This window comes from Flavobacterium sp. JAS, assembly GCF_020991455.1.
Taxonomy (GTDB): domain Bacteria; phylum Bacteroidota; class Bacteroidia; order Flavobacteriales; family Flavobacteriaceae; genus Flavobacterium.
This window is the reverse complement of sequence record NZ_JAJMOX010000004.1, coordinates 401900-413904: the sequence shown is the minus strand read 5'-3', so window position 1 is coordinate 413904 and position 12005 is coordinate 401900. Positions and strand designations below refer to the sequence as shown.

The following is a 12005-nucleotide window of genomic DNA, read 5'->3' as shown; positions in this document are numbered from 1 at the left end:
TCAATGTTTCCAATTCCTGAAAATACCGATTTTTTATTGGCTGATGCCGAAAAAGAAAACCTATACCTAAACCTGATTGAACAAATTAATAAAGACTTTAATTTGGCAAATGAAGGCATCGATTTTCCGTTAAGCATTTCTCCCGACGAATTAAAAATTCAGTTTCACGAAAAAATCTACCGAATGATTCAGTACAAATTCGCTGAATATTTAAACCTGCTTTATATTATCGATGTATCGGAAAGTGAAATCAAAAAACTAGACGGTTCTGATTTGGTTATTCTGGCTGAACAAGTTTCGTTTTTGGTATTGAAAAGAGAATGGCAGAAGGTTTGGTTTCGAAAGAATTTTAAGTAGAAGGCTCTAAGTTGCTAAGATACTGAGTTACTAAGGTTTTTCGTTGGGCCTGATAATACTTTTTAATCTGTCTAATTCAGACCAAAGGCCAAATCCGCTAACATCAAGTTTACTTCCTATAATTTGAAAGCGACCGCATTTAAAACAAATCTTTGCTATTCCTATTGTTTTTTCTTTTTTCTTAAAAATAAAAATATCTCGATATTCTGCCACACAAGCATACCCTTCGGTCATTAAAGAATCTTGCGCACTAAAAACATTTTGAATCTTTTTTTCTTGCTTTATGGATAAGTTTGATTTTTTATAATTGTGTTTTAATAGTATTTTCTCAAAATTTTCTTTTGGAATACTATCCGGATAATACCCCATATATAAATTAGAGAATTCTTTTTCTTTTTTAGTAGAGGGAATTTTACTAGTAAGTTTCACAAAATCCTCCTCAGAAAAATTCAAATAATAATGATCGATTTTATTTGAATCGAAAAAAGGTGTTAATTCTTTCTCTACAACTTTTTTATCCACAACATCTACTTTAATAGAATTGTTACAACTCGAAATTACAATAACAATAAGGACAAAAATATATTTTTTCAAATTTGTATTTTTTAAATCTTAGAAACTTAGCAACTCATAGTCTTAGCAACTTTAAATCAGAAATATACACGAACAAAAGGCATAAATCCAGATCCGTAAAGACTAGTTTCGGCATTATATAAAACATCGTAACGTGCACCGATAGTTACGCTTCCGGTTCTGTAACCTGCACCAAGATATAAGGCTGTATTCCAATAATTATCGGAGTAAGAAGGTCTATATTGCGTTGCATCATAATCGGTGTTTACACGCACTTGTTCTAACTCTGCAGACAATTGAATTTCGGGAATTGGGTTTATAAGTGTAACCAAACTTCCGCCGTAAACAAAGGAGTCATAATAGTTTTTTGAAGATAAATATCCGAATTGCAAACCAACTCCAACCGCTACTATTTCATTTACATTATAGATCGCACTTGGCATTACCGAAATATCTGTATAACCAGAACCAATTCCTAAACCAAGACCACCGCCAAACTGAACTTTCTCCCAAAAATGATTGCTGTTATCAATAACATACTTTTGCTGTGCAATTGCAGAACTTGAAAATGAGACTATCAAAATCACAAAAAAGCTTTTGAAAACGATTGAAATTTGATTTATATTCATAGTAAGAGCTATTTTTAACAAATTTTTACGTAAAAGTACGTAAAAAAAAGATTTAAATAAATGCGATTGTTGTACTTTTGCCATTCTATTTAACAAAAAGTATATTCACTCATATTATGGATAGGTTTTCATTTTTAAATGCAGCGCATACAGAGTTTTTCGCACAATTATATGATCAGTATTTAGTAAATCCAGATAGCGTTGAGCCAAGCTGGAGAAGTTTTTTTCAAGGTTTCGACTTTGGACAAACGACTTATAATGACGAAAATCCAGTTCAACGAATTGTTGAATATGTGACTAGCGACAACACAGATTACAGTAAAGTTTCAGAAAAACTGCAAAAAGAATTTAACGTTCTAAAATTAATTGATGGATACCGTACAAGAGGACACTTGTTTACAAAAACAAATCCTGTTCGTGACCGTAGAACTTCGTCTCCAACTTTAGATATTGAAAATTTTGGATTAACAACTGCTGATCTTTCAACAGTTTTTGATGCTGCTCAGACTATCGGAGTGGGACCATCTACATTACAAGACATTGTAACGCGTCTTAAATCTATTTACTGCCAACACATTGGTATTGAATATATGTACATCAGAAATCCTGGCGTTGTAAAATGGATTCAGGATAAATTAGCTGTAAATGTTAATCAGCCTAATTTTTCTTCTGAAGAAAAGAAAACTATCTTAAACAAATTAAATCAAGCAGTTTCTTTCGAGAACTTCTTACATACTAAATATGTTGGGCAAAAAAGATTCTCACTAGAAGGTGGTGAATCTATTATCCCGGCTTTAGACGCTTTGATCGAACAAGCTGCTGAAAAAGGTGTTGAACAATTCGTAATGGGAATGGCTCACCGTGGTCGTTTGAACGTTTTGGCAAACATCTTCGGAAAATCAACTCAGGATATCTTTGGTGAGTTTGACGGTAAAGATTATGATCAGGAATATTTTGATGGTGACGTAAAATACCACTTAGGTCTTACGGCTGACAAAAAAACAAGATCAGGAAAAAGCATCAATATCAATTTAGCACCAAACCCTTCTCACTTAGAAACGGTTGGAGCTGTAATTGAAGGAATCACAAGAGCAAAACAAGATAAATATTATGCTGACGATTTCTCTAAAGTATTACCTATCGCCGTTCACGGAGATGCTGCAATTGCAGGACAAGGTATCTTGTATGAAATCATCCAAATGGCTCAACTTGACGGTTACAAAACTGGAGGAACAATCCACATTGTAATCAACAATCAGGTTGGTTTTACAACGAATTATTTAGACGCTCGTTCCTCTACTTATTGTACAGACGTTGCCAAAGTAACATTATCGCCAGTACTACACGTAAATGCTGACGACGCTGAAGCTGTTGTACACGCAGTATCTTTTGCATTAGACTACAGAATGCAATTTGGACGTGACGTATTTATCGATTTATTAGGATACAGAAAATACGGTCATAACGAAGGTGACGAACCTCGTTTTACACAACCGGTTTTATATAAAATCATCGCAAAACATAAAAATCCAAGAGATATTTATGCAGAGCAATTATTGTCAGACGGCGTAATCGATGCTTCTTATGTAAATGCTTTAGAAAAAGAATACAAATCTAATATGGAGGAGAATTTAGAAGCTTCTCGTAAAAAAGATTTGACAATCATAACTCCATTCATGAAAAACGAATGGAACGGATTTGTTCAGGTGACAGATACTCAAATGCTTCAAAAAGTAGATACTGCTTTTGACAAAAAAGGATTAGATTCTATCATCAATACAATCTCGACATTACCTGCTGACAAGAAATTCATCAGTAAAATATCTAAAATTGTCACAGACAGAAAAACTGGATACGATAATAACACTATCGATTGGGGAACTGCAGAAGCTCTTGCTTACGGATCTCTTTTGACAGAGGGATTTGATGTTCGTATTTCTGGTCAGGACGTAGAGCGCGGTACATTCTCTCACCGTCATGCTGTAGTAAAAGTTGAAGATTCTGAAGAAGAAGTAATTCTACTGGACGCTATCGAGAACAAAAAAGGAAAATTCGGAGTATTCAATTCTCTTTTATCAGAGTACGGAGTTCTTGGTTTTGATTACGGATATGCATTAGCAAATCCAAATGCATTAACGATTTGGGAAGCACAATTTGGAGATTTCTCTAATGGAGCCCAAATCATGATTGACCAATATATTTCTTGTGGTGAAGATAAATGGAACAACCAAAATGGTATCGTTTTATTATTGCCTCACGGATATGAAGGACAAGGTGCAGAACACTCTTCTGCAAGAATGGAGCGTTACTTACAACTTTGTGCAAGACAAAATATGTATGTTGCAGATTGTACAACTCCAGCCAACTTCTTCCACTTGTTAAGAAGACAAATGAAAACGAATTTCCGTAAACCTTTGGTAGTTTTCTCTCCAAAAAGTTTATTACGTGATCCAAGATGTGTTTCTACAGTAGAAGAATTAGCAAAAGGAAGTTTCCAGGAAACAATTGATGATAATGCAGTAGATAAAAAAGCGGTAAAAACTTTGGTTTTTGTTACTGGTAAATTCTACTATGACATTGTTGCTGAAAGAGAAAACAACGGAAGAAATGACGTTGCAGTTGTTCGTATCGAGCAATTATTCCCTTTCCCGGTTGAGCAAATCAAAGAAATCATTGCAAAATATCCAAATGCTGATGATTATGTTTGGGCTCAGGAAGAACCTAAAAACATGGGAGCTTACAGCTTTATGTTAATGAACTTTGATCTTGTAAAATGGAGATTAGCTTCGTTAAAAGCTTATGCTGCACCAGCATCAGGAAGTTACACACGTGCAAAACGTCGTCATGCAGATGCAATTAGAATGGTTTTCGATAAAAATTTATTCAGATAAAAAGAATGTTTCAAGTTTCAATCCCAATAGCTATCGGGACTGAAACCATAAAAACCTTAAACAAAAAATAAGATGATTTTAGAAATGAAAGTCCCATCACCAGGGGAATCAATAAAAGAAGTTGAAATTGCAACTTGGTTAGTAAAAGACGGAGATTATGTAGAAAAAGATCAAGCTATTGCTGAAGTTGATTCAGACAAAGCAACTCTTGAATTACCGGCTGAAATGAGCGGAATTATTACGCTTAAAGCAGAAGAAGGTGACGCAGTTGCAGTAGGAGCTGTAGTTTGTTTAATTGATACAGATGGTGTAAAACCTTCAGGATCTGCTCCGGCAGCAGAAGCTCCAAAAGCTGAGGCACCGAAAGCAGAAGCTCCAAAGGCTGAAGTAAAAGCAGAAGCTCCAAAAGCAGCACCTGCAGCAGCAACTTATGCTTCTGGAACTCCATCTCCAGCGGCTAGAAAAATATTAGACGAGAAAAACATAGCACCAGCAACTGTTTCAGGAACTGGTAAAGACGGAAGAATCACTAAAGAAGATGCTCTTAATGCAGTACCTTCTATGGGAACTCCAACTGGTGGAAGCCGTGGAAGTGAGCGTACAAAATTATCAATGTTACGTCGTAAAGTAGCTGAGAGATTAGTTGCTGCTAAAAACGAAACAGCAATGTTAACAACTTTCAACGAAGTTAACATGACTCCAATTAACCAAATTCGTAACGAATACAAAGATGCTTTCAAAGCAAAACATGGTGGTTTAGGATTAGGTTTTATGTCATTCTTTACAAAAGCAGTTACAAGAGCTTTACAATTGTATCCTGATGTTAACTCAATGATGGATGGTGATTACAAAATCGCTTACGATTTTGCTGATATCTCAATCGCAGTTTCTGGACCAAAAGGTTTAATGGTTCCTGTTGTTCGTAATGCTGAATTATTAACTTTCCGTGGAATTGAAGCTGAAATCAAAAGATTAGCTTTAAGAGCTCGTGATGGTCAAATTACTGTTGACGATATGACTGGAGGAACTTTCACAATTACAAACGGTGGTGTTTTTGGAAGTATGTTAAGTACTCCAATTATCAACCCTCCTCAATCAGGAATTTTAGGAATGCACAATATTATTGAGCGTCCAATTGCTGTAAATGGTAAAGTTGAAATTCACCCAATGATGTATGTGGCTCTTTCTTATGACCACAGAATCATCGACGGACGTGAGTCTGTTGGTTTCTTAGTTGCTGTAAAAGAAGCTTTAGAAAATCCAGTAGAATTATTAATGAATGGCGATGCTAAACGTGCTTTAGAATTGTAATTTTAATAATTTTCCACAATAATAGAAAGCCTGTTCATTAATTTGAACAGGCTTTTTTTCTTAATATTAGCTTAAATCTTGCTTAAGATGTTAATTTTTTAAACAAACGTAAATTTCACCCTTTAAAAATTATTTTATTTAGAATAAATAAAAATAGCTTGTATAGTTGACACTCAACAACTAAATTTGCGCTATTAAAATCAATTCTAAATAAAAATGAAATATAAATTTACAATTTCTTTCTTAAGCTTTTGTTTTTTTCTATTAGCAAGCACAACAATTTCCGCACAAGAAAAAGCAACCTTAAAAGGTAAAATATCTTTAAGCAGCAATGACTCTCCTGAAGGTATTTCGATTGCATTAAAAGGAACAAGATTAGGAACCATTACTGACGAAAATGGAAACTACAAAATAAAAAATGTAAAACCCGGAACATATACTTTAAAAGTTTCTGCTGTTGGATATACTCCTACCGAAAAAAAAATCATCGTTAAAGAAGGAGATGAACTAACTCAAAACTTCAATTTGGCTTCAAATTCTGAAGAGCTAACAGAAGTAGTTGTAAATGGTGGTAGAAAAAACCGTTTTGCACGTAAAGAAAATCAACAAGTATCCAGATTACCACTTAAAAACTTAGAAAATCCACAAGTATATACCACTATTACAGGAGAAGTTCTAAAAGAACAAGTAGTAACTAATTTTGATGATGCTTTAAAAAACGCATCAGGTATTACACAACTTTGGGCTTCAACTGGCCGTGGTGGCGATGGTGCAGGTTATTATGCTCTTAGAGGTTTTGCGGTTCAGCCAACTATGGTTAACGGTTTACCTGGATTAACAAACGGAAGTTTGGATCCTGCAAATGTTGACCGAATTGAAATTATCAAAGGTCCATCAGGAACTTTATTTGGAAGCAGTTTAATCTCTTACGGAGGATTAATCAACACAACTACAAAAAGACCCTACAAAACATTTGGAGGAGAAGTAAATTATACTGTTGGAAGTTATGGTTTAAACCGTGTAACTGCCGATATTAATACACCATTAAACGATAAAAAAACTTTAAACTTTAGAGCTATTTCAGCTTACAACAAACAAGAAAGCTTTCAGGATGCCGGTTTTAGAGAATCATTTTTTATTGCTCCATCATTATCATACGAAGTAAATGACAGATTATCATTTCTGGTAAATACTGAATTCATGAGCAATGAAACAACAAATCCAACAATGTTGTTTTTAGACCGAAGCAATCCTTTAAGAGTTCACAATATTTCTGAATTAAAATACAACAACGAACGTTCTTACACTAGTAACGAACTTACTATAAAAACACCTTCCTACAATTTGCAAGGGCAAATGTTTTATAAGATTTCTGATCAATGGACTTCACAAACTATTTTCTCTTCTAGCTCTGCAAAATCAACTGGAAATTATGCTTATTTGTATGAAGGAACGGCATACGTTCCGAAGATTAAAGAAGGAATTGTACTGAATAGATTTTTCAATTATCAGGACAATAAAAATTCAACAATTGATGTTCAACAAAATTTTAACGGAGATTTTAAAATAGGAAATCTAAGAAACAGAATCGTTGTTGGTCTTGATTACTTTAACAGAACGACTTTTGATCGCAGCTCAGGATATTTTGGAAATGGTACGATCTACATAGGCGATGATGTAGCAACTTTCAATTCTCTTTATAAAACTACAAATGGGGATAGCGGTGTTTTAACAAAAGCTGCATCAGATGCAATTGTAGGCAATAGTCCTAGAAATAACAGTAAAACAAAACAAGAGGTTTTCAGCGCATACTTCTCAGATGTAATCAACTTTACTCCTGCTTTATCTGCAATGGTAAGTTTACGTGCAGACCGTTTTATAAACAGTGGAGATACTTCTACAGATGTTGACGATTACAATCAAACTGCTTTTTCTCCAAAATTCGGATTGGTATACCAGCCTGTTTTAGACAAAGTTTCTGTTTTTGCAAACTATATGAATGGTTTTGCAAATGTTGCTCCGGGTCAAAATCGTAACGCGGGTATTGTTACTCCTTTATCATTCAATCCTGAACATGCTAATCAATTTGAAGCAGGTACAAAATTGAACCTGTTTAATGACAAACTTTATGCTACTTTTAGTTACTACGATATTAAAGTTTCTGATCAGGTATATGTAATAGAAACCCCGTATGTAGACCCAACTCAACCTGATGTTCCTCAGCCAAACAATCAAACAAGTTATCAAAATGGAGGACAACACAACAAAGGTTTTGAAGCTGAAATCGTTGCAAATCCAGTTACTGGTTTAAACATTGTTTTGGGATACAGCTACAATGACGCAAGATTAACTGCTGGAGATCCTGACTTTGTAAATCACAGACCTGAAAGTTCAGGACCACAAAACTTAGCAAACCTTTGGGCTAGTTATAAATTTACAAGCGGTGTATTAAGAGGATTTGGATTAGGTGCCGGAGGAAATTATGTTGGTGACAATAAAATCATGAACAGAGCTACTGCAGGAACATTCACAATTCATGAATATGGGGTATTAAATTCGTCTTTATTCTACAATGCAGATAAATTCAATATCACGCTTAAAGTAAACAATATTACAAACGAGGAGATTTATGATGGATGGTCAACAATTCATCCTAAAGACCCTAGAACTTTTGCCGCAAGTTTTACTTATAGATTCTAATAAAATTAAACAAAAAGCATCTTTCTGTTTATGAAAGATGCTTTTTAAATTCTATTAAACCATGATAACAATAGCCAGCCTTATCGTTTTTTTAGCATTTTATACTTTGTATTACACTTCAAAAAGAGCCGTTCTGTCTTATGATTTAGGTTTTGAGAAATGGATGAAAAAAAATCCGAAGCAAACCAAAATTAGCGGATTCGTACTTTTGTTATTAGCCTACTCCTTATGGTTATTTACACAATCATTGGGCTGTGGCACATTGATGTTCTTTATTCAGTTAATGACTATCGGAAGTTTAATAATCATTTTAAAACCATTAAAAAAAGTAAACGGTAAAGTTATACTGGCACTTTTTATACTAATTGCTTTATTAGAATTCTACTACAACTAAACCATTTCTAACCAAAATATGCCAGCAAATCCAAAATATTTAACCCAATCAAAATGGCAACGATTTGCCAAAATAACTGCTGCTATTTTAGGCGGCTATTTTGTTTCAGTCACTTTTCATTTGGCATTAGCATCTTGGTTTAACCGTGCTAATATCTTAATGACGATGGCTTTTAGCGGATTCATTCTTTGGGTTGTGCTAATGGTGATTGCTTTTTTAGCTAAAAATGGATGGAAAATCTGGGGTGTTTATCTCCTGTTAACTTTACTTTTTTGTCTTTTCATTTATTTAGGTCAAACCTATAATCCAACGGCGCAATAACTAACCTATGAATAACCGAAATTATAACATCTATTTTCATACGCATACTGTTAGCGGAATTGTGATCAGTGTGGTACTTTTTGTCATTTTCTTTGCAGGGTCTTTTTCTTTTTTTAGAGATGAAATTAACGATTGGGAAAGAAATGAGTCAGCTGCAATTACCAAAGAAATTCAACTGGATTACAACACGGCTTTAAAAAAAATCGACAAAGAATATGTTTTACACGGTAGAAATATTACTATTTCTAAACCAAGTAACGAACGTAGAGTTGCCATTTATATGGAAGGTACCAAAGATACTTTGGCTCCAGCCAAACAAAAAGAAGGATCATTTTTCTATCTTGATACCAAAACGCACAAAACCTATACTTATGAAGAGTCTTATTCGTTAGGTGAATTTTTATACCGTTTACATTTCTTAGCTCAGATACCTTATCCTGTTGGTTATTACCTTTCAGGTTTTACGGCATTATTCTTTTTATTTGCCATTGTAACCGGGCTTTTATTGCATTGGAAAAAAATTGTTTCTAACTTTTATATTTTCCGTCCAAAAGAGAAATTGAAAACATTATGGACCGATGCTCACACCGCATTAGGAATGATTGGATTGCCATTTCAGTTTGTTTATGCCGTAACGGGAGCTTTTTTCATGATTAAACTTTTAATTGTAGCTCCGGCCGTAATGGCTCTGTACAAAGGTGATCAGGACAAATTATACAAAGAATTAGAATACAACGATCCTGAGTATAAATTTGACAACAAAAAATTAGCAACACCCTTTAACATCGATCAATTAGTTGCAAAAGCAAAAAACAACTGGAAAGATTTTGAAATTACCCGCGTTTTTATTCAAAATTATGGCGATGCCAACATGCACGTTTTAGTTGAAGGTGAAATGCTAAACCATAAAAAATTCACAGGAATTGGAAAAGTCGTTTACCGAATTGCCGATGGGAAAGAAATCGCCAGAAAAAATCCTGTTACACAAAACAATTATTTAGATGTTGTAAAGAATGTTTTATACCGAATCCATTTTGGAGATTATGGAGGATATGCTTTAAAAATCGTGAGTTTCGTTTTAGGAATCATCACTTGTTTTGTCATTATTTCAGGTGTAATGATTTGGTTAGTTGCCAGACAGAAAAACAATTTACCAGAGAAGAAAAGACGTTTTAATGCTGCGGTTGTTCGCATTTATTTGGCAATTTGTTTGAGCATGTACCCTATTACAGCACTTGCTTTTATTGTAACCAAAATATTTTATCCACTGACTCAGGACAATTTGTATCTTGTTTATTTTGCAGGATGGTTAGTGCTTACAATCTTTTTTATTATTAAAAAGAACGATGCTTTTACCAATAAATTCTGTTTGATCTCAGGAAGCATTTTAGGATTTCTGATTCCAATTACAAACGGAATAGTTTCCGGAAACTGGTTTTGGAATTCGTTTATGCAAAATAAAGTTCAGGTTTTCTTTATTGATGTTTTTTGGATTGTTCTCGCCTCAATTTCATTATATGTGGCTTATCATTTAAAAGCCAAAAAAGAGGTTGTTGCTGAAAAATAATTGAAATTTGCTTACTATTTTGCTCAAGAAAAATAGTAACAATATATTTTAAATAATCGCTTTTATTTCAAATGAAGGAAAATATTTGTCTCTTATTGATTAAGGATATACTTTTACGTTTTTATTAAAAAATGGGGTTCAAAAAGCAAGTACGTTTTCTACATAAATGGCTTGGATTAATTTCCGGGCTTATTGTTTTTATTATAAGTATTACCGGTTGTATCTTTTGTTTTCATGACGAAATAAAAGACATCACCCGCAAAGAATGGCGTTTGGTCGAACCTGAAAACAAACCCTTTTTATTACCATCTGTTTTAAAGGAAAAAGCCAACGAAATTGCTCCAAAAAACAAAGCAAGTATGGTTTCTTATTATGGAAAAAATAGATCTGCAATTGTCTATACGTATTCTGACTCTGAAAATCTATACCTCTATTTTAATCCATATACAGGAAAATATCTTAAAACAGAAAACCCTAAAACAGACTTTTTTATCATCGTCGAATACATTCATTTGTATTTGCTTTTGCCTGATTATATTGGCAAGCATATTATTGGCGGCGCAACAATCATCTTTATCTTATTGCTGATTTCAGGAATTATTCAGTGGTGGCCAAAACGAAAGCATGATATCAAACGAAGTTTTACCGTAAAATGGTCAGCAAAATGGCGCCGAGTGAACTATGACTGGCACAACACCTCCGGGTTTTATATTGCTATTATCGCTGCAATTATTGCCATTACAGGTCTAACTTTTACGTATGAATGGGTTGGTGACGGAATTTATAAAACTTTCAATTTTGGAGGAAACAAAGCTGCCGAAACAAAAACTCCGGTAATCGATACTACTAAATTTAATAGTAACTCGCTTGTTGCAGTTGATCGTGCTTTTATCGAAACCATGAAACTTCAGCCAAAAGCCGAAATGTGTTTTGTTATTTTTCCACAACAAAAAGGTGATATTATTAGTACAGGAGCATATCCGCATACTTTAAGATACGATCATCAAAGCAATTATTACTTTCACCCAAATGATGGAAAATTAATTCAAAGTGATCCTTATGACAAAAAGAGTTTAGGCTTACAGGTTGTCGAAATGAATTATGGAATTCATACAGGTCAAATTCTGGATTTACCCGGAAAAATAATCGCTTTTATAATTAGTTTAATAGCTACTGCACTACCCGTAACAGGTTTTGTAATTTGGTACGGAAGAAAAAACAAATCCTGCAAAAAAATAAAAGCATAAAAAAACCGCTTAGTC

10 protein-coding genes are annotated in these 12005 nt (G+C 33.9%); 8 read left to right on the top strand and 2 right to left on the bottom strand.

All coding sequences use genetic code 11. The features are described from left to right. Nucleotides 1-3 precede the first annotated feature (3 nt). Nucleotides 4-357, top strand: coding sequence for a hypothetical protein (locus tag LPB88_RS07760; protein WP_230714251.1), 354 nt, complete (start codon nt 4-6; stop codon nt 355-357). A 30-nt stretch (nt 358-387) separates the two neighbouring features. Here the strand turns inward: LPB88_RS07760 and LPB88_RS07755 are convergent, their stop codons facing one another. After that, nucleotides 388-951 carry a hypothetical protein gene (locus tag LPB88_RS07755; RefSeq protein ID WP_230714249.1) on the bottom strand — a complete coding sequence of 188 codons (564 nt, stop codon included), beginning with the start codon at nt 949-951 and terminating at the stop codon, nt 388-390. A gap of 56 nt (nt 952-1007) precedes the next feature. After that, nucleotides 1008-1559 carry a hypothetical protein gene (locus tag LPB88_RS07750; RefSeq protein WP_230714247.1) on the bottom strand — a complete coding sequence of 184 codons (552 nt, stop codon included), beginning with the start codon at nt 1557-1559 and terminating at the stop codon, nt 1008-1010. A 116-nt stretch (nt 1560-1675) separates the two neighbouring features. Between LPB88_RS07750 and LPB88_RS07745 the strand changes: the two genes are divergently transcribed. The 7 genes from LPB88_RS07745 (at nt 1676) to LPB88_RS07715 (ending at nt 11990) form a co-directional block, all read left to right on the top strand. Then, nucleotides 1676-4450, top strand: a complete 2775-nt coding sequence (locus tag LPB88_RS07745; RefSeq protein ID WP_230714245.1) for a 2-oxoglutarate dehydrogenase E1 component — start codon at nt 1676-1678, stop codon at nt 4448-4450. 72 nt (nt 4451-4522) lie between these two features. Continuing rightward, the gene (odhB, locus tag LPB88_RS07740) at nt 4523-5761 is read left to right on the top strand and encodes a 2-oxoglutarate dehydrogenase complex dihydrolipoyllysine-residue succinyltransferase (protein WP_230714243.1); all 1239 of its coding nucleotides are present in this window, start codon (nt 4523-4525) and stop codon (nt 5759-5761) included. Nucleotides 5762-5977: 216 nt separating this feature from the next. Beyond that, a complete protein-coding gene (locus tag LPB88_RS07735) occupies nt 5978-8461 on the top strand; it encodes a TonB-dependent receptor (RefSeq protein WP_230714241.1) in 2484 nt (827 codons plus the stop codon). 61 nt (nt 8462-8522) lie between these two features. Continuing rightward, nucleotides 8523-8855 (top strand): hypothetical protein, encoded by a 333-nt coding sequence (locus LPB88_RS07730; protein WP_230714239.1) that lies wholly within the window; start codon nt 8523-8525, stop codon nt 8853-8855. An 18-nt stretch (nt 8856-8873) separates the two neighbouring features. Further along, complete coding sequence (locus tag LPB88_RS07725; protein WP_230714237.1) at nt 8874-9176, top strand: hypothetical protein; 303 nt, start codon at nt 8874-8876, stop codon at nt 9174-9176. A gap of 7 nt (nt 9177-9183) precedes the next feature. Continuing rightward, nucleotides 9184-10743 carry a PepSY domain-containing protein gene (locus tag LPB88_RS07720; RefSeq protein ID WP_230714235.1) on the top strand — a complete coding sequence of 520 codons (1560 nt, stop codon included), beginning with the start codon at nt 9184-9186 and terminating at the stop codon, nt 10741-10743. Between the two features lie 131 nt (nt 10744-10874). Further along, nucleotides 10875-11990, top strand: a complete 1116-nt coding sequence (locus LPB88_RS07715; protein ID WP_230714232.1) for a PepSY domain-containing protein — start codon at nt 10875-10877, stop codon at nt 11988-11990. The last annotated feature ends 15 nt before the right edge of the window (nt 11991-12005 follow it).

Excerpts from the sequence above, each read along its gene's own strand:
- LPB88_RS07745 (WP_230714245.1), top strand. The coding sequence starts at position 1,676 with ATGGATAGGTTTTCATTTTTAAATGCAGCGCATACAGAGTTTTTCGCA.
- LPB88_RS07720 (WP_230714235.1), top strand. The coding sequence starts at position 9,184 with ATGAATAACCGAAATTATAACATCTATTTTCATACGCATACTGTTAGC.
- LPB88_RS07725 (WP_230714237.1), top strand. The coding sequence starts at position 8,874 with ATGCCAGCAAATCCAAAATATTTAACCCAATCAAAATGGCAACGATTT.
- LPB88_RS07735 (WP_230714241.1), top strand. The coding sequence starts at position 5,978 with ATGAAATATAAATTTACAATTTCTTTCTTAAGCTTTTGTTTTTTTCTA.
- odhB (WP_230714243.1), top strand. The coding sequence starts at position 4,523 with ATGATTTTAGAAATGAAAGTCCCATCACCAGGGGAATCAATAAAAGAA.
- LPB88_RS07750 (WP_230714247.1), bottom strand. The coding sequence starts at position 1,559 with ATGAATATAAATCAAATTTCAATCGTTTTCAAAAGCTTTTTTGTGATT.
- LPB88_RS07730 (WP_230714239.1), top strand. The coding sequence starts at position 8,523 with ATGATAACAATAGCCAGCCTTATCGTTTTTTTAGCATTTTATACTTTG.
- LPB88_RS07760 (WP_230714251.1), top strand. The coding sequence starts at position 4 with ATGTTTCCAATTCCTGAAAATACCGATTTTTTATTGGCTGATGCCGAA.
- LPB88_RS07715 (WP_230714232.1), top strand. The coding sequence starts at position 10,875 with ATGGGGTTCAAAAAGCAAGTACGTTTTCTACATAAATGGCTTGGATTA.